Raw genomic sequence first — 19,010 nt, forward strand, 5'->3', positions numbered from 1 at the left:
CGGAGAAAAAGCATGGCGGGGAATGACCGCGAGCCAATTGGACGTAAAGGGAAACCATCGCGTCCGGTGAAACAAAAGGTGAGCCGTCGTCAACTCAGAGATGACGAGTATGACGACGATTATGATGATGACGACTATGAGGATGAAGAACCGATGCCGCGCAAAGGTAAAGGCAAAGGGCGTAAGCCTCGTGGTAAGCGCGGCTGGTTCTGGCTGCTGCTAAAACTCTCGATTGTCTTTTTGGTGCTGATTGCCATTTACGGCGTCTACCTGGATCAAAAAATCCGTAGCCGTATTGATGGCAAAGTCTGGCAGCTTCCTGCGGCGGTGTATGGCCGTATGGTTAACCTTGAGCCAGAAATGCCCATCGGTAAAAAAGAGATGGTGAAACTGCTGGAGGCCACGCAGTATCGTCAGGTGACGAAGATGACGCGTCCTGGCGAATTTACCGTACAGGCGAACAGCATTGAGATGATCCGTCGTCCGTTTGACTTCCCGGACAGTAAAGAAGGCCAGGTGCGTGCGCGTCTGACCTTTGATGGCGATCATCTGGACACTATCGAGAATCTGGACAACAACCGCCAGTTCGGTTTCTTCCGTCTGGATCCGCGTCTGATTACCATGCTCTCTTCGCCAAACGGTGAGCAGCGCTTGTTCGTTCCCCGCAGTGGCTTCCCTGATCTGCTGGTTGATACACTGCTGGCGACCGAAGACCGCCATTTCTATGAGCATGACGGCATCAGTTTGTACTCCATTGGGCGTGCGGTACTGGCTAACCTGACGGCAGGCCGTACTGTGCAAGGGGCGAGTACGCTGACTCAGCAGTTGGTGAAAAACCTGTTCCTCTCCAGTGAGCGTTCGTACTGGCGTAAGGCTAACGAAGCCTATATGGCGCTGATCATGGATGCGCGCTACAGTAAAGACCGCATTCTTGAGCTGTATATGAACGAGGTGTACCTCGGTCAGAGCGGCGACAACGAGATCCGTGGTTTCCCGCTGGCGAGTCTTTATTATTTTGGGCGTCCGGTTGAAGAACTGAGCCTTGATCAGCAGGCGCTACTGGTGGGGATGGTTAAAGGGGCGTCTATCTACAATCCGTGGCGTAACCCGAAACTGGCGCTGGAGCGCCGTAACCTGGTGCTGCGTCTGCTGCAACAGCAGCAGATTATTGACCAGGATCTGTATGACATGCTGAGTGCGCGTCCGTTAGGCGTACAACCACGTGGCGGGGTGATTTCACCGCAGCCAGCGTTTATGCAGATGGTACGTCAGGAACTGCAGGCGAAGCTGGGTGATAAAGTTAAAGACCTCTCCGGCGTGAAGATCTTCACCACTTTTGATTCTGTGGCGCAGGATGCGGCAGAAAAAGCAGCGGTTGAAGGCATTCCGGTGCTGAAGAAACAGCGTAAGCTGAGCGATCTGGAAACCGCGATTGTGGTTGTGGATCGCTTTAGTGGGGAAGTTCGTGCGATGGTTGGTGGGGCGGAGCCACAGTTTGCAGGCTATAACCGTGCCATGCAGGCACGCCGCTCGATTGGTTCTCTGGCGAAACCGGCGACCTATCTGACCGCACTGAGTCAGCCGAAGCTGTACCGTCTGAATACCTGGATTGCCGATGCGCCGATTGCGTTGCGTCAGCCTAACGGGCAGGTCTGGTCTCCGCAGAACGATGACCGTCGCTACAGCGAAAGTGGCAGAGTGATGCTGGTGGATGCGTTAACGCGTTCCATGAACGTACCGACGGTAAATCTGGGGATGGCGCTGGGTCTGCCAGCCGTGACCGATACATGGATAAAACTGGGTGCACCGAAAGATCAACTGAATCCGGTTCCGGCTATGCTGTTGGGAGCACTGAACCTTACGCCAATCGAAGTGGCGCAGGCGTTCCAGACTATCGCCAGCGGTGGTAACCGCGCGCCGTTATCAGCACTGCGTTCGGTGATCGCCGAAGATGGCACGGTGCTGTATCAGAGCTTCCCACAGGCCGAACGAGCCGTTCCGGCACAGGCGGCGTACATGACGTTGTGGACGATGCAACAGGTTGTACAGCGCGGTACCGGTCGTCAGCTGGGCGCCAAGTATCCTGGGCTGCATCTGGCAGGTAAAACCGGGACCACTAACAACAACGTTGATACCTGGTTCGCGGGTATTGACGGCAGTCAGGTGACCATTACCTGGGTGGGGCGTGATAATAACCAGCCAACCAAGCTGTACGGCGCGAGCGGAGCGATGTCGATTTACCAGCGCTATCTGGCTAACCAGACACCGACGCCACTGACGCTGACGCCGCCGGAAGATATTGTTGATATGGGCGTGGATTACGACGGTAACTTCGTTTGTAGCGGCGGGATGCGTACGCTTCCGGTGTGGACAAGCGATCCTGATTCATTGTGTCAGCAAGGTGAGATGCAGCAGCAGTCAGGCAATCCGTTTGATCAGTCAACGCAGCCGCAGCAACAACCCCAACAGCAGCAGCAACAACAACCGCCGCAGCAGGAGAAGAAAGATGGCGACGGTGTCGCAGGTTGGATAAAAGATATGTTTGGTAGCAACTAATACCCCCTAAAACCCGCTTCGGCGGGTTTTTCTTTGCCCACGTCTGGATTGAGGCAAACAACATTTCAGCGTAATTTATTAACCCTTTCTTTTCATCTGGTTATTTCTTAACCCCTCAGTTTTAGTAGGGATGTGTATTGCTTGCTATCCCGCCAGAGTTTCGAATATTATGCTGCCGTTATAATAATAATTCTCGTTTACGTTATCATTCACTTTCATCAGAGATATACCAATGGCGCGTCTTAAAACTGCTCAGCCAAACTCTTCGCTGCGTAAAATCGCAGTTGTAGTAGCCACAGCGGTTAGCGGCATGTCTGTGTATGCACAGGCGGCGGTTCAACCGAAAGAAGAAACAATCACCGTAACCGCAGCACCTGCCGCACAAGAAAGCGCATGGGGCCCCGCGGCAACCATCGCGGCAAGACAATCTGCCACGGCGACAAAAACAGACACTCCGATTCAAAAGGTGCCGCAGTCTATCTCCGTTGTGACAGCCGAAGAGATGGCGCTGCATCAGCCTAAATCTGTGAAAGAGGCGCTCAGTTACACTCCTGGTGTCGCTGTGGGAACTCGTGGCGCATCTAATACCTATGATTACCTGATCATTCGCGGATTCGCCGCTGACGGCCAAAGCCAGAATAACTATCTGAACGGCCTGAAAATGCAGGGCAACTTCTATAACGACGCGGTAATCGATCCCTATATGCTGGAGCGCGCTGAGGTTATGCGCGGCCCGGTTTCCGTTCTTTACGGAAAGAGTAACCCTGGCGGCTTGTTGAACATGGTCAGCAAGCGCCCGACGACGGAACCGTTGAAAGAAGTTCAGTTCAAAATGGGCACTGACAGCCTGTTCCAGACCGGTTTTGACTTCAGCGATGCGCTGGATGATGACGGTGTGTATTCTTATCGCTTAACGGGCCTTGCTCGCTCCGCTAATGCACAGCAGCAAGGTGCGGAAGAGCAACGGTATGCCATTGCGCCTTCTTTCAGCTGGCGTCCGGACGATAAAACGAACTTCACTTTCCTCTCTTATTTCCAGAATGAGCCAGAGACCGGTTATTACGGCTGGCTGCCAAAAGAGGGGACAGTAACGAAACTGCCAAATGGCACACGTCTCCCTACTGATTTCAATGAAGGTGCGGGCAACAATACCTATTCTCGTAACGAGAAGATGGTAGGCTACAGCTTCGATCACGAATTTAACGACACCTTTACCGTGCGTCAGAATTTGCGCTATGCGCAAAACAAAGTTTCGCAAAACAGCGTATATGGCTACGGTATGTGTTCCGATCCGCTCTATACCAAGGATCCGGCTAAAAGTCCTTGCGCCAGCGTTCCTCAGTCCGATTGGGATCACACGCTGACTCGTCAGTACGTTATCGATAATGAGAAATTGCAGAACTTCGCTGTTGATACTCAGCTGCAAAGTAAGTTCGCGACTGCCGATGTGGATCATACCCTGCTGACCGGCGTTGATTTTATGCGCATGCGTAACGATATCGACTCATGGTTTGGTTATGCCGGTTCTGTTGCACCGTCCGATATCTATAACCTTGACCGCAGCGACTTTGATTTTGGCTCACACCCAGGCCCTTCTGGTCCTTACAAAGTGCTGAACAAACAGAAACAGACTGGCTTGTATGCGCAGGATCAGATGCAGTGGGATAAGGTACTGGTTACTCTGGGCGGTCGTTACGACTGGGCTAAACAGGACTCTCTGAACCGTGTTTCTGGCGTTACGGATTCCCGCGATGATAAGCAGTTCACCTGGCGTGGCGGTGTTAACTATCTTTTCGACAACGGCGTAACCCCGTATTTCAGCTACAGCGAGTCGTTTGAACCGGCTTCCCAGACGGGGGCTAGTGGGAATATTTTCGCACCGTCCAAAGGTAAGCAGTACGAAGCGGGCGTGAAATATGTTCCGAGCGATCGTCCGATCGTGATCACCGGTGCTGTCTATCAGTTGACCAAAACCAACAACCTGATGGCTGACCCGACAGGCACATCGTTCTTCTCAGTTGAAGGCGGTGAAATTCGTTCTCGCGGTGTGGAAATCGAAGCGAAAGCGGCACTGTCTGCCAGCGTTAACGTTGTCGGCTCTTATACCTACACCGATGCGGAATACACCACTGACACCACCTACAAAGGCAATACGCCTGCTCAGGTGCCAAAACATATGGCATCACTGTGGGGCGATTATACCCTCTATGATGGTGCGCTTTCCGGGCTGACGTTGGGTACTGGCGTTCGCTATACTGGTTCCAGCTATGGCGACCCGGCAAACTCCTTCAAAGTGGGGAGCTATACGCTGGTGGATGCGTTGGTACGTTACGATCTGGCTCGCGTTGGTATGGCGGGCTCCAACGTGGCGCTGCATGTGAACAACTTGTTTGACCGTGAATACGTCGCCAGTTGCTTCAATACCTATGGCTGCTTCTGGGGCGCGGAACGTCAGGTCGTTGCAACAGCAACCTTCCGTTTCTAATTTCTCTTTGGGCACGCTTTGCGTGCCCGTTTTACAAGTTGGCCGCTATGCAGGAAAACAGATCCCATCCCGACACCACTTTTGCGCTAAGTCATGTCTCCTTTCGTGTACCTGGTCGCACGCTTTTGCATCCTCTCTCGTTAACCTTTCCCGTGGGGAAAGTGACCGGTCTTATCGGCCATAACGGCTCCGGTAAATCCACGTTATTAAAGATGTTAGCTCGCCATCAGCCGCCTTCTGAAGGCGATATTTTTTTGGATGGACAGCCCGTTGATAGCTGGAAGAGTAAAGCATTTGCCCGCAAGGTTGCCTGGTTACCGCAGCAGTTGCCGCAGGCGGAAGGGATGACAGTGCGTGAACTGGTGGCGATTGGTCGCTACCCGTGGCACGGTGCGCTGGGACGTTTTGGTGTAGCTGACAGAGAAAAAGTGGAAGAGGCGATAACGCTGGTAGGGTTAAAGCCACTGGCACATCGTCTGGTTGATAGTTTGTCCGGCGGCGAGCGTCAACGTGCGTGGATCGCCATGCTGGTGGCGCAGGACAGCCGTTGCCTGCTGCTCGATGAACCCACTTCGGCGTTGGATATCGCCCATCAGGTTGATGTGCTGGCGCTGGTGCATCGCTTGAGCCAACAACGTGGATTGACGGTGATCGCCGTGCTGCATGATATCAATATGGCTGCCCGCTACTGTGACTATCTGGTGGCGCTACGAGGTGGCGAAATGATCGCTCAGGGGACGCCTGCTGAACTGATGCGCAGTGAAACCCTGGAACAGATCTACGGTATCCCGATGGGTATTTTGCCGCATCCGGCTGGTGCTGCACCTGTGAGTTTTGTCTATTAATGATCGCATTACATCATATAACCCGCCGTCGTTTGCTAACGGCAATGGCGTTGTCACCATTGCTCTGGCAGATGAATCAGGCGCGTGCGGCGGCGGTTGATCCGCAGCGCATTGTGGCTCTGGAGTGGTTACCGGTTGAGCTGCTGCTGGCGCTGGGTATTACACCCTATGGCGTCGCAGATGTTCCGAACTACAAGCTGTGGGTCAATGAACCTGCTCTGCCGGACTCGGTGATTGACGTCGGGTTACGCACTGAACCCAATCTTGAACTGCTGACTGAAATGAAGCCCTCATTTATGGTTTGGTCGGCAGGCTATGGTCCTGCGCCCGAGAAACTGGCACGTATTGCGCCTGGCCGTGGATTTAACTTCAGCGATGGCAAAAAGCCGCTGGCGGTTGCCCGCCAGTCGCTGCAGGAAATGGCGCAGTTGCTGAATCTGGAACCTGCTGCCGAACGTCATCTGGCGCAATATGATCGCTTTATTGACAGCCTGAAACCACGCTTTATTCAGCGCGGAGAGCGTCCTTTACTGCTGATGACCCTGCTGGATCCTCGCCATATGCTGGTGTTTGGTCCTAACTGTCTGTTTCAGGAAGTGCTGGACGAGTACGGGATCCGTAACGCCTGGCAGGGGGAAACAAACTTCTGGGGTAGCACTGCTGTGGGTATCGATCGGCTTGCGGTCTATAAAGATGTTGATGTGTTGTGCTTTGATCATGGCAACAATAAAGAGATGAATGCGCTGATGTCCACCCCGTTGTGGCAGGCAATGCCGTTTGTCCGCACCGGACGTTTTCAGCGCGTACCTGCCGTCTGGTTCTATGGCGCAACACTGTCGGCGATGCGCTTTGTGCGCATTCTGGATAATGCGCTGGGAGGCAAAGCGTGAGTAAACGTGTTGCGCTTTTCCCGGTACTTTTACTGACAGTCTTGTTTGTATCTGCCTGCTGGCTGACCTGGGTTAACTTCTCTGTTGCCCTGCCGCGCAGCCAGTGGCTGCAGGCTATCTGGTCGCCGGATATCGATATCATTGAACAGATGGTTTTCCATTTCAGTTTGCTGCCGAGGCTGGCGATTGCGTTACTGGTCGGTGCCGGGCTGGGACTGGTTGGCGTTTTGTTTCAGCAGGTATTGCGTAACCCGCTGGCAGAGCCGACCACGCTTGGCGTGGCAACCGGAGCACAGTTAGGTATAACTGTCACTACACTGTGGGCGCTCCCCGGAGCGCTGACCACGCAATTTGCGGCGCTGGCAGGAGCATGTATCGTCGGAGCGCTGGTGTTTGGTGTCGCCTGGGGCAAACGTCTTTCGCCCGTCACATTGATCCTTGCAGGTCTGGTGGTAAGTCTGTACTGCGGCGCGATTAACCAACTGATGGTTATCTTCCATCACGATCAACTGCAAAGCATGTTTTTGTGGAGCAGCGGAACGTTAACGCAAACTGACTGGAACGGGGTGCAGCGTCTGTGGCCGCAACTGCTGGGTGGCGTGATGCTAACCCTGCTGTTATTACGTCCTATGACGCTGATGGGGCTGGATGACGGTGTAGCGCGTAATCTTGGCCTGGCGCTATCGCTGGCGCGTCTGGCCGCATTGTCGCTGGCGATTGTGCTGAGTGCTTTGCTGGTTAACGCAGTCGGAATTATTGGTTTTATTGGTCTGTTTGCGCCGCTGCTGGCAAAAATGCTCGGCGCCCGGCGCTTACTGGCTCGCTTGATGCTGGCCCCGCTGATTGGTGCTCTGATCCTCTGGCTTTCCGATCAAATTATTCTGTGGCTGACCCGCGTATGGATGGAAGTCTCTACTGGTTCGGTAACCGCGCTGATAGGCGCACCGCTGCTGTTGTGGCTGCTGCCGCGTTTGCGCAGCATGAGCGCGCCGGATATGAATGCCAGTAGTCACGTTGTTGCGGAACGTCAGAACGTGCTGATGTTCGCCCTGGTGGGGGGCGCAATATTGTTGTTGACCGTCGTAGTGGCGCTTTCTTTTGGTCGCGATGCTCATGGCTGGAGTTGGGCCAGTGGTGTGATGCTGGATGAGCTGATGCCCTGGCGCTGGCCACGAATTATGGCGGCACTGATTGCGGGTGTTATGCTGGCGGTTGCGGGCTGTATTATTCAGCGCCTGACCGGTAACCCAATGGCCAGCCCGGAAGTATTGGGTATCAGCTCCGGTGCGGCGTTTGGCGTCGTGTTGATGTTGTTTCTGGTGCCCGGAAATGCCTTCGGTTGGCTGCTACCTGCCGGGAGTATCGGAGCAGCGGTGACGTTGCTGATCATCATGATTGCCGCTGGGCGCGGGGGCTTTTCGCCTCACCGAATGCTGCTGGCAGGGATGGCGCTTAGCACCGCATTTACTATGTTGCTGATGATGCTACAGGCCAGCGGCGACCCGCGGATGGCGAGCATACTGACCTGGATCTCCGGCTCGACCTATAACGCTTACCCTGAACAGGTAATACGTACTGGGATCGTGATGGTGATTCTGCTGGCGATTACGCCGTTGTGCCGTCGCTGGCTGACGATTTTACCGCTGGGCGGTGATACGGCTCGGGCGGTGGGTATTGCGTTGACACCGTTACGTGTCGGTTTGCTGATGCTGGCCGCGGGACTGACCGCAACGGCAACCATGACTATTGGACCGTTGAGCTTTGTTGGGCTGATGGCGCCGCATATCGCCCGCATGCTCGGTTTTCGGCGTACCATGCCGCATATGGTAATGTCAGCGCTGGCGGGTGGGGTACTGTTGGTCTTTGCGGACTGGTGCGGCAGAATGGTGCTGTTTCCGTATCAGATCCCGGCGGGATTACTCTCGACGTTTATTGGTGCGCCATATTTCATTTGGCTGCTACGTAAGCAGAGCCGGTAATACAAAGCTGGATAAGCACTTTGTGTCGCCATCCGGCAACAAAAAAGCCGGGTGGCGGAGTGCCTTACCCGGCTTACGATCTCTGATGCTGCTTTTTACAACTTCCCGAACACCCGACGTGCGGCGTCGATGGTGTTATTGATATCTTCCATGCTGTGCGCGACGGACATAAAGCCAGCTTCAAAGGCTGATGGCGCGAGATAAACCCCTTCATCCAGCATCATGTGGAAGAAACGCTTAAAGCGCTCGACATCGCATGCCATTACGTCCTGATAGCAGGTCACGGTTTCTGCTTCGGTGAAGAAAATCCCGAACATCCCGCCCACATGGTTAACCACCAGAGGAATATTCGCTTCCTGGGCGGCTTCCAGCAGACCTTCTGCCAGACGGGTGGTGAGTTCATCTAATGTTTCATGAATACCCGGCTGGGCAACTTCATTCAGACAGGCAAATCCTGCCGCCATGGCAATTGGATTACCAGACAGCGTACCAGCCTGATAAACCGGTCCGGTTGGTGCCAGCGCGTCCATGACATCGCGACGACCACCGAATGCACCAACAGGCATACCACCACCGATGATTTTGCCCAGACAGGTCAGATCCGGAACGACGCCGTAGTAATCCTGCGCGCCAGCCAACGCGACACGGAAACCGGTCATTACTTCATCGATAATCAACAGCGCACCAAACTCATCGCACAACGCGCGCAGACCAGGCAGGAATTCCGGCAGCGGCGGGATGCAGTTCATGTTGCCAGCGACCGGCTCCACGATAATGCAGGCAATGTCTTGCGGATACTGTTCAAATGCTGCACGTACAGAGGCGAGATCGTTATAAGTACAGGTCAGAGTATGCTTAGCGAAATCTGCCGGAACGCCCGGAGAGTTCGGCTGGCCCAGCGTCAGTGCGCCGGAGCCGGCTTTTACCAGCAGGCAGTCAGCATGACCGTGATAGCATCCTTCAAATTTGATAATTTTATCGCGTCCGGTGAAGCCGCGCGCCAGACGGATGGCGCTCATCGTCGCTTCGGTACCGGAGTTGACCATGCGCACCATGTCCATGGTTGGCACGAGTTCAGTGACCAGCGCCGCCATTTTCACTTCCATCTCGGTTGGCGCACCAAAGCTCAGGCCACGTTCTGCAGCCTCAATCACCGCATTGCGGATAGCCGGGTGGTTATGGCCCAGCACCATCGGGCCCCAGGAACCAACATAATCAATGTAGGCTTTACCATCGACGTCATACAGATACGCGCCGTCTGCTTTTTCGATAAACAGCGGAGTACCACCCACGCCGGTAAAGGCGCGAACAGGGGAGTTAACGCCGCCGGGGATAAGTTCGCGTGCTGCGCTGTAGAGGTTTTCAGACTTACTCATGGATGGGGTCCTGGTTCGTAGAAAAAGTGAATGCCCGCTATTCTAGTTATTCAGAGAAGGTTATGAAAGTTTTGCGCATTTGAAACAATACGATTTGCAGGGGATTTTCACGAAATGTGCGAGTAGAATGCCGATTCCGTATTTGTATTACCAATTAATGATCATCTAATGAAAACAGACTCTCCCTCTTTTGAAGCACAGCAAATTGTGCGTTTACGGCGCAGGGATCAGATCCGTCGACTACTTGATCGGGACAAGACGCCGCTGGCGATCCTCTTTATGGCGGCTGTTGTCGGTACCGTGACTGGACTTGTTGGTGTTGCTTTTGAGAAAGCTGTGTCCTGGGTACAGAACCTGCGTATAGGCACGCTGGCACAGGTCGCCGATCATGCCATTTTGGTGTGGCCGCTGGCGTTTATTCTCTCTGCGCTGCTGGCAATGGTCGGTTATTTCCTGGTGCGTAAATTTGCGCCGGAAGCGGGTGGTTCGGGGATTCCAGAGATCGAAGGTGCACTGGAAGAGTTGCGCCCGGTGCGTTGGTGGCGTGTATTGCCGGTGAAGTTTATCGGCGGTATGGGAACGCTGGGTGCCGGGATGGTGCTTGGACGAGAAGGGCCGACGGTGCAAATTGGCGGCAATATCGGACGCATGGTGCTTGATGTTTTCCGTATGCGTAGCGCTGAAGCGCGCCATACTCTGCTGGCTACCGGTGCTGCAGCCGGTCTGTCGGCCGCTTTTAATGCGCCTCTGGCGGGTATCCTGTTCATTCTTGAAGAGATGCGTCCGCAGTTCCGTTACAACCTCGTATCGATTAAAGCCGTATTTACCGGCGTTATTATGTCCAGCATTGTGTTCCGTATTTTTAACGGCGAGGCCCCGATCATTGAAGTCGGGAAGCTCTCCAATGCACCGGTTAATACGCTGTGGTTATATCTCGTCCTTGGAATTATTTTTGGTTGTGTCGGACCGTTATTCAATACGATGGTGTTGCGGACCCAGGATATGTTTCAACGCTTCCACGGCGGCGAAATTAAAAAGTGGGTGCTGATGGGGGGCGCTATCGGCGGTCTGTGTGGGATCCTCGGTTTAATAAAACCTGAAGCGGCAGGTGGTGGGTTTAACCTGATCCCTATCGCAGCAGCGGGCAATTTCAGTGTTGGAATACTGCTGTTTATTTTTGTTGCCAGGGTCATCACCACGCTGCTGTGCTTCTCCTCCGGTGCGCCCGGTGGGATATTTGCACCGATGCTGGCGCTGGGTACATTGCTCGGCACCGCATTTGGCATGGCTGCAGCGGCGTCTTTTCCGCAGTATCATCTGGAAGCCGGGACGTTTGCTATTGCCGGAATGGGGGCGTTGCTGGCGGCTTCAGTACGTGCACCATTAACGGGCATTGTGCTGGTTCTGGAAATGACTGATAACTACCAGCTCATTTTGCCAATGATTATTACCTGTCTTGGCGCAACACTATTAGCCCAATTTATGGGCGGAAAGCCGCTATACTCGACTATTCTTGCACGTACGCTGGCAAAACAGGAAGCGGAGCAGGCGGCGAAAAGCCAGAGTACAGCTGCTGGCGAGAATACTTGAACGAAATACCAGGGTATTAGATAATGGCCCAAAATATTGGGTTGAAATTTATCCAATTGCCAATGTCGTTTGGAGCAAAATATGAGTGATGACGTAGCGCTGCCACTGCAATTTACAGAAGCAGCAGCCAATAAAGTAAAAAGCCTGATCGCTGACGAAGATAACCCGAATCTGAAATTACGCGTGTATATCACCGGTGGTGGTTGCAGCGGTTTCCAGTATGGTTTCACCTTTGATGATCAAGTTAACGAAGGTGATATGACCATTGAGAAACAAGGCGTTGGTCTGGTGGTTGATCCAATGAGCCTGCAATATCTGGTGGGTGGTGCGGTTGACTATACCGAAGGTCTGGAAGGTTCCCGCTTCGTTGTGACGAACCCGAACGCTAAAAGCACCTGCGGGTGTGGCTCTTCCTTCAGCATTTGATGAGCTGATTCTGTCTGCCCGGTAAGCGTCGCGCCGCCGGGCAATTTGTCGGATAACGGCGTAAACGTCTTATCCGGCCTGTGTATCCCGCGTCGTCAAATTATCGACCATTATCATCTAACGCAAACGTCGGTAGCTTTAAATGCCAGCGAATAGCGGCAAGCCGAATCAGCAATGTGACGATCATCCCCATCATGCTGGCGTTTTCCAGCGGTACTGAAAAAGTATAAAACGCCGTGGCGTGAACAATCCCGCCAATAATACAGGCAGTTGCGTAGATTTCTGTACGTAAAATCATCGGTACTTCACGTGCTAACACGTCGCGAATAATCCCGCCACCTACGCCGGTGATCACTCCCATACAAATTGCCACCAGTGGTCCGGTTCCGGCGAGAAATGCTTTATTAACGCCAATGCCGACGAACACCGCCAGACCGACAGCATCCAGTGCCGGAAGGATCCACTTGGGTAATCGTCTTGGCTGGCGCACCAGTAAGATCGTGAGCATGCTGGTGATCATGGCAACAACCAGATCGGTAGGATCTTTAACCCAAAATACCGGCCCGTTATCCAGTGCCATATCGCGGATCGTGCCGCCGCCTACTGCGGTAACAACGCCGAGGACCAGGACACCAAAGGGGTCCATACGCAATTTCCCGGCCAGTAATACGCCAGAGATAGCAAATACCGCAGTGCCTACAATATCGAGCCAATAGACGAGCATTGTCGAATCCCCAATACACATCACCCTTCAGGCTGCCTCTTTGTTGGCTGCGTTAGTTACCCCTGTCACGTATTATTTGTACGCTTCCGGGGATTCATTAACTTGCTGCCTCGAGGCATCATGAATGATTTTGTGTCTCATTTATCTGTGAAAGCGCATTACAGAGTTGTTTTGCGGCGAGGATAATACGCGGGCTCGCGCGTTCGAACCAGTCACTATTAAGGGTAATAACCGGGATTTTTAGCTGATTTCCCCAGTATTGTTCGATTTTAAGATTTTCGCCCGAATTTCCGGTGGTAACGATAGCCTGAGGCGCTCTTGCCAGAACCTGTTCGCGGCTGACCTGCGGCCAGGGGACCCGGCTGCCGGCAAAGATGTTTTCTCCGCCACAGACCTCAAGAACCTGGTGCTGAATGGAGCCTTTCCCACTGGTAAACAACGGATTTGCGCCAAACTGAAGAAACACACGTTTTTTCGGTTTGTTGGCATACTGTGATTTTAGTGAAGCATACTCATCAAGCAAGGTTTTCGCGGCCTGTTTTGCCTGTTCAGGTCTGGGACTCCACGCCGCCAGTTGGCGCAGCGCGTCTGCGACTTGCTCAATGGTTACCGCATCCACCCAAATAACTTTAATTCCCAGGGCGGTCAGTTGATTCACCTGCCGTTCGGCGTTCCCTCCGCGCCAGGCGATAACTAAATCTGGTTTGAGCGCCACGATGCGTTCCAGATTCATGCCTTGCCAGGTTGAGACCTCTTCAATATTTTTGGCCTCGGGCGGGTAGTTTGAGTAGCTGCTGACGCCGACCGGGGTAATGCCGGCGGCAAAGGCCAGTTCGGTGTTAGCAGGGGAGAGTGAAACTACACGCGGTGCGGCACAGAGCCACACCGGAAGAGTGAAAAGCAGGGCGGCCAGCGCCCTGGGCATTAATTTAGCCATGCGCCAGTTTCTGTACCAGCGTTTCAACCATCAGGCTCGACTGTTTCGCGGCAACAACCAGGAATTCGTCAAAGCTGAGATGGGACTGCTGATCGGCGACATCAGAGATGGCACGAACCACCACGAACGGGACTTTAAAGTTGTGGCAAACGTGCGCAATTGCCGTGGCTTCCATTTCTACAGCAACTGCCTGCGGGAAATTATGTTTAATTTTTGCCAGGCCAACAGATCCATTAATGAAGGCGTCACCGCTGACAATCAGCCCACGAACGGCGTTCAGGTTGAGTTCTGCGATGCAGGACTCAGCCGCTGTGATCAGTGCGGGATCGGCTTTAAAGCCTGCCGGACAGCCCGGCAACTGGCCAAATTCATAGCCAAATGCGGTAACGTCAGCATCGTGATAACGTGCTTCATCAGAAACTACGATATCGCCGACTGTCAGCGTAGAGGCCAGGCCGCCCGCAGAACCGGTATTAATGATGGCATCCGGCTTGCAGCGTTCGAGCAAAAGCGTTGCGCCCAGTGCCGCAGCCACTTTACCGATACCAGATTTCAGTAGCGCAACCTCAGTACCGTTCAGTTGGCCGGTGTAAATTTCACAACCGCCGAGGGAGATAGTCTGACGGTTTTCGATTTTGTCACGCAGGAGCGTAACTTCTTCTTCCATTGCACCAATGATGCCGATTTTCATAGATTTACTCGCGATAAGCCAGATTTGAGGGCATAGTCTATCATGCGCTTAAGGGGTAGCGCATTTCTCAGGCGGGAGAGGACATGGCACAGATCGATTTCCGAAAAAAAATAAACTGGCATCGTCGTTACCGTTCGCCGCAGGGCGTGAAATCTGAGCATGAGATCCTGCGAATTTTTGAAAGCGATCGCGGACGTATTATCAACTCCCCGGCAATCCGCCGGCTGCAGCAAAAAACCCAGGTTTTTCCGCTGGAGCGTAATGCAGCGGTGCGCACACGTCTGACGCATTCGATGGAAGTTCAGCAGGTGGGACGCTATATCGCAAAAGAGATCCTCAGCCGACTAAAAGAGCTAAAGTTGCTGGAACAATATGGCCTGGATGAGCTGACAGGCCCTTTTGAAAGTGTTGTCGAAATGTCCTGTCTGATGCATGACATTGGTAATCCACCGTTTGGGCACTTCGGTGAAGCGGCGATTAACGACTGGTTCCGCCAGCGACTTTTTCCCGCGGATGCGGAAAGCCAGCCCTTAAGCGATGACCGCTGCCTGGTGGCGGCGCTGCGTTTGCGTGAAGGCGAAGAGTCTCTCAATGATATCCGCCGTAAAGTGCGGCAGGATTTGTGCCACTTTGAAGGTAATGCGCAGGGGATTCGGTTGGTACATACCTTGATGCGAATGAATCTTACCTGGGCGCAGGTTGGGGGTATTTTAAAATATACGCGTCCGGCATGGTGGCGCGGAGCTGCCCCGACAACACATAACTATTTAATGAAAAAACCGGGATATTACCTTTCCGAGGAGCCGTATATTGAGAGGTTGCGTAAAGAATTATCTTTAGCACCTTACAGTCGCTTTCCATTAACCTGGATTATGGAGGCGGCCGATGATATCTCTTATTGTGTGGCCGACCTGGAAGATGCCGTTGAGAAAAGAATCTTCAGTGTCGAACAACTTTATCACCATCTGTACGAGGCATGGGGACAGCACGAAAAAGGTTCCCTGTTTACCCAGGTTGTTGAGAATGCCTGGGAGAAATCGCGCTCAAATACATTAAGTCGCAGTACGGAAGATCAGTTTTTTATGTATTTGCGAGTCAACACGCTGAATAAACTAGTACCGTATGCGGCCCAGCGTTTTATTGATAACTTGCCGCAGATTTTTGAGGGTAGCTTTAATCACGCGCTGTTGGAAGACGCCAGTAGCTTCAGCCAATTGCTCGGGGTTTATAAAAATGTGGCGATGAAACATGTGTTTAGCCATCCCGATGTTGAACAACTGGAATTACAGGGGTATCGGGTTATCAGTGGGCTACTGGAAATCTATCAGCCGTTATTAAAAATGACGCAATCAGACTTTAGCGCGCTGGTTGAAAATGAAAGATTAAAACACTTTCCGATTGAGTCGCGATTATTTCAAAAGCTGTCTACGCGCCATCGGTTGGCTTACGTTGAGGCTGTTAGTAAAATATCGTCTGTTTCTGCAGAGTATCCGGTTTTTGAATATTATTATCGCTGTCGCCTGATCCAGGATTATATCAGCGGGATGACGGATTTGTATGCCTGGGATGAATACCGACGACTGATGGCGGTAGAACAATAAATACTCATTTGTAAAGACTGACAATAAAATTTTACTTTTTCCTGAAACTTTACTCTGGAACTTCGCGCTATAAAACGACTCTGACGTATACAGCAATTTTGCGTTATCTGTTAATCGAGAACGAAACACATGAAAAAAACCACATTAGCAATGAGTGCACTGGCTCTGAGTTTAGGTTTGGCGTTGTCCCCCCTGTCTGCAACGGCGGCTGAGACAGCGTCTTCAGCAGTGACGGCCCAGCAGATGCCAAGCCTGGCCCCGATGCTCGAAAAAGTGATGCCATCGGTGGTGAGTATTAACGTCGAGGGGAGCACGACGGTGAATACGCCGCGTATGCCGCGTAATTTCCAGCAGTTCTTCGGTGATAATTCCCCGTTCTGCCAGGATGGTTCTCCGTTCCAGAGCTCACCATTCTGCCAGGGCGGTGCGCCGGGCGCAGGTAATGGTGGCGGGCAGCAGCAGAAATTTATGGCGCTGGGTTCCGGCGTTATTATTGATGCCGCTAAAGGTTATGTCGTTACCAACAACCACGTGGTCGATAACGCCACGGTGATTAAAGTACAACTGAGCGATGGGCGTAAATTTGACGCGAAGATCGTCGGCAAAGATCCGCGCTCTGACATTGCGTTAATCCAGATTCAGGATCCGAAGAACCTGACAGCGATCAAGCTGGCAGACTCTGATGCGCTGCGCGTGGGTGATTACACTGTCGCCATTGGTAACCCGTTTGGCCTCGGTGAAACGGTAACTTCGGGTATCGTTTCTGCGCTGGGGCGTAGCGGTCTGAATGCGGAAAACTACGAGAACTTTATCCAGACGGACGCCGCGATTAACCGGGGTAACTCCGGTGGCGCACTGGTCAACCTGAACGGTGAGCTGATTGGGATTAACACCGCGATCCTCGCGCCTGACGGCGGTAATATCGGTATCGGTTTTGCTATCCCAAGCAACATGGTGAAAAACCTGACCTCGCAGATGGTTGAGTTTGGCCAGGTTAAACGTGGTGAGTTGGGTATTCTGGGCACTGAACTGAACTCTGAGCTGGCCAAAGCCATGAAGGTTGACGCACAGCGTGGCGCATTCGTCAGTCAGGTCATGCCGAATTCATCCGCAGCGAAAGCCGGTATCAAAGCCGGGGATGTGATTACCTCGCTGAACGGTAAGCCTATCAGCAGTTTTGCCGCGCTGCGTGCGCAGGTCGGCACGATGCCCGTAGGTAGCAAAATCAGCCTTGGTCTGTTGCGCGACGGTAAACCGGTCACGGTGAACCTGGAACTGCAGCAGAGTAGCCAGACTCAGGTAGATTCCAGCTCCATCTTCAAAGGTATTGAAGGTGCGGATATGAGCAACAAAGGCCAGGACAAAGGGGTCGTGGTAAGCGATGTGAAACCGAATACTCCGGCGGCTCAGATTGGCCTGAAGAAAGGGGATGTAATTATCGGTGCCAATCAGCAACCGGTGAAAAATATCGCGGAACTGCGCAAAATCCTCGACAGCAAACCGTCTGTTCTGGCGCTGAATATTCAGCGTGGTGACACCTCAATCTATCTGTTGATGCAGTAATCCTCTCAAACCCCTTCCTGTTACCAGGGAGGGGTTTCTTTTTGTGATACTTACCACAACTCCATACTTCTCTTCTTCGCTTTGTGCATTTGCACAATGTTGCTGCGTATGATCTTCCTTATGCTTGAGCTCTGCTCACAGGAGGGTTTATGGCTGGCTGGCATCTTGATACCAAAATGGCGCAGGATATCGTGGCACGCACGATGCGCATCATTGATACCAATATCAACGTAATGGATGCCCGTGGGCGGATTATCGGCAGCGGCGATCGCGAGCGTATTGGTGAATTGCACGAAGGCGCACTGTTGGTGCTTTCGCAGGGGCGCGTGGTGGATATCGATGATGCCGTCGCCAGGCATCTGCACGGTGTGCGCCAGGGGATAAACCTGCCACTACGGCTCGAAGGTGAAATTGTTGGCGTTATTGGTTTAACCGGCGAACCGGAACATCTGCGCAAGTATGGTGAACTGGTTTGTATGACCGCGGAAATGATGCTGGAACAGTCGCGTCTGATGCATCTGCTCGCGCAGGACAGTCGTCTGCGTGAAGAGTTGGTGATGAACCTGATTCAGGCCGAAGAAAATACTCCGGCGCTGATGGAGTGGGCACAACGTTTAGGCATTGATTTGAACCAGCCGCGCGTGGTGGCGGTGGTGGAAGTTGACAGTGGGCAGCTTGGCGTTGACAGTGCCATGGCAGAACTGCAGCAGCTACAAAATGCCCTGACTACGCCTGAGCGTAATAACCTGATTGCGATTGTTTCTCTTACCGAGATGGTGGTGCTGAAGCCTGCGCTTAATCAGTTTGGTCGCTGGGATGCGGAAGATCACCGTAAGCGCGTCGAGCAGTTAATTGCCCGGATGAAAGAGAATGGGCAGTTGCGCTTTCGCGTTTCTCTGGGTAACTACTTTACCGGACCAGGCAGTATTGCCCGTTCATATCGAACGGCACGTACGACCATGATGGTCGGAAAGCAACGTATGCCGGAAAGTCGCAGCTATTTCTACCAGGATTTGATGCTGCCGGTGCTGCTGGACAGCCTGCGCGGCGGCTGGCAGGCTAATGAGCTGGCGCGCCCACTGGTAAGGCTGAAAGCGATGGATAACAACGGCTTGCTGCGGCGGACATTAGCGGCGTGGTTTCGTCATAACGTGCAGCCGCTGGCGACATCTAAGGCATTGTTTATCCATCGTAATACGCTGGAATATCGCCTGAATCGTATCTCTGAGCTGACCGGGTTGGATTTGGGAAATTTTGATGACAGGTTGTTGCTGTATGTGGCGTTACAACTGGATGAGCAGCATTGATTGGTTGCCTGATGGCGCTACGCTTATCAGGCCTACGAGG

Annotated in this window: 15 protein-coding genes; 11 read left to right on the top strand and 4 right to left on the bottom strand. The window is 53.0% G+C overall.

What is annotated here, in order from left to right; genetic code table 11:
* The first annotated feature begins 12 nt into the window (after positions 1-12).
* From mrcB to fhuB, 5 genes are all read left to right on the top strand, one after another.
* Positions 13-2,556, top strand: coding sequence for a bifunctional glycosyl transferase/transpeptidase (gene mrcB / locus LG384_RS03950; protein WP_225760478.1), 2,544 nt, complete (start codon positions 13-15; stop codon positions 2,554-2,556).
* Between the two features lie 232 nt (positions 2,557-2,788).
* On the top strand, positions 2,789-5,041 hold the full coding sequence (gene fhuA, locus LG384_RS03955) for a ferrichrome porin FhuA (protein WP_045439933.1): 2,253 nt from the start codon (positions 2,789-2,791) through the stop codon (positions 5,039-5,041).
* 47 nt (positions 5,042-5,088) lie between these two features.
* The gene (fhuC, locus tag LG384_RS03960; protein WP_045439935.1) at positions 5,089-5,886 is read left to right on the top strand and encodes a Fe3+-hydroxamate ABC transporter ATP-binding protein FhuC; all 798 of its coding nucleotides are present in this window, start codon (positions 5,089-5,091) and stop codon (positions 5,884-5,886) included.
* Complete coding sequence (gene fhuD, locus LG384_RS03965; protein WP_225760479.1) at positions 5,886-6,776, top strand: Fe(3+)-hydroxamate ABC transporter substrate-binding protein FhuD; 891 nt, start codon at positions 5,886-5,888, stop codon at positions 6,774-6,776. The genes fhuC and fhuD overlap by 1 nt, the downstream gene beginning before the upstream one ends.
* Positions 6,773-8,755 carry a Fe(3+)-hydroxamate ABC transporter permease FhuB gene (gene fhuB, locus LG384_RS03970; RefSeq protein WP_225760480.1) on the top strand — a complete coding sequence of 661 codons (1,983 nt, stop codon included), beginning with the start codon at positions 6,773-6,775 and terminating at the stop codon, positions 8,753-8,755. Before fhuD ends, fhuB begins: the two co-directional genes overlap by 4 nt.
* Positions 8,756-8,850: 95 nt before the next feature.
* On the opposite strand, the gene hemL is transcribed toward fhuB, so the two are convergent.
* Positions 8,851-10,131, bottom strand: coding sequence for a glutamate-1-semialdehyde 2,1-aminomutase (gene hemL, locus LG384_RS03975; protein WP_048222032.1), 1,281 nt, complete (start codon positions 10,129-10,131; stop codon positions 8,851-8,853).
* Positions 10,132-10,299: 168 nt separating this feature from the next.
* On the opposite strand from hemL, the gene clcA reads away from it, so the two are divergent.
* Genes clcA through erpA form a run of 3 tightly spaced genes read left to right on the top strand, consistent with a single transcriptional unit; the run spans position 10,300 to position 12,147 of the window.
* Positions 10,300-11,721, top strand: a complete 1,422-nt coding sequence (gene clcA, locus LG384_RS03980) for a H(+)/Cl(-) exchange transporter ClcA (protein ID WP_045439953.1) — start codon at positions 10,300-10,302, stop codon at positions 11,719-11,721.
* Positions 11,722-11,744: 23 nt separating this feature from the next.
* Positions 11,745-11,810 (top strand): small protein YadW, encoded by a 66-nt coding sequence (yadW, locus tag LG384_RS03985; RefSeq protein ID WP_136345333.1) that lies wholly within the window; start codon positions 11,745-11,747, stop codon positions 11,808-11,810.
* Positions 11,803-12,147, top strand: coding sequence for an iron-sulfur cluster insertion protein ErpA (gene erpA / locus LG384_RS03990; RefSeq protein ID WP_008786260.1), 345 nt, complete (start codon positions 11,803-11,805; stop codon positions 12,145-12,147). The genes yadW and erpA overlap by 8 nt, the downstream gene beginning before the upstream one ends.
* A gap of 100 nt (positions 12,148-12,247) precedes the next feature.
* Here the strand turns inward: erpA and LG384_RS03995 are convergent, their stop codons facing one another.
* The 3 genes from LG384_RS03995 to mtnN all read right to left on the bottom strand — a co-directional run bounded on the left by LG384_RS03995 (position 12,248) and on the right by mtnN (position 14,499).
* Positions 12,248-12,871, bottom strand: a complete 624-nt coding sequence (locus LG384_RS03995) for a TRIC cation channel family protein (protein WP_045439956.1) — start codon at positions 12,869-12,871, stop codon at positions 12,248-12,250.
* 118 nt (positions 12,872-12,989) lie between these two features.
* Entirely contained in the window at positions 12,990-13,808 is an 819-nt protein-coding gene (gene btuF / locus LG384_RS04000) for a vitamin B12 ABC transporter substrate-binding protein BtuF (RefSeq protein WP_045439959.1), read from the bottom strand.
* Positions 13,801-14,499, bottom strand: coding sequence for a 5'-methylthioadenosine/S-adenosylhomocysteine nucleosidase (gene mtnN, locus LG384_RS04005; protein ID WP_045439962.1), 699 nt, complete (start codon positions 14,497-14,499; stop codon positions 13,801-13,803). The genes btuF and mtnN overlap by 8 nt, the downstream gene beginning before the upstream one ends.
* An 83-nt stretch (positions 14,500-14,582) precedes the next feature.
* Between mtnN and dgt the strand changes: the two genes are divergently transcribed.
* The 3 genes from dgt to cdaR all read left to right on the top strand — a co-directional run bounded on the left by dgt (position 14,583) and on the right by cdaR (position 18,970).
* The gene (gene dgt, locus LG384_RS04010; RefSeq protein ID WP_048222031.1) at positions 14,583-16,100 is read left to right on the top strand and encodes a dGTPase; all 1,518 of its coding nucleotides are present in this window, start codon (positions 14,583-14,585) and stop codon (positions 16,098-16,100) included.
* Between the two features lie 129 nt (positions 16,101-16,229).
* Positions 16,230-17,663, top strand: a complete 1,434-nt coding sequence (degP, locus tag LG384_RS04015) for a serine endoprotease DegP (RefSeq protein WP_045439965.1) — start codon at positions 16,230-16,232, stop codon at positions 17,661-17,663.
* 149 nt (positions 17,664-17,812) lie between these two features.
* Positions 17,813-18,970, top strand: a complete 1,158-nt coding sequence (cdaR, locus tag LG384_RS04020) for a DNA-binding transcriptional regulator CdaR (protein WP_003018564.1) — start codon at positions 17,813-17,815, stop codon at positions 18,968-18,970.
* Positions 18,971-19,010: the final 40 nt, after the last annotated feature.

This window comes from Citrobacter sp. Marseille-Q3906 (assembly GCF_916618775.1).
GTDB classification, from domain to species: domain Bacteria; phylum Pseudomonadota; class Gammaproteobacteria; order Enterobacterales; family Enterobacteriaceae; genus Citrobacter; species Citrobacter murliniae.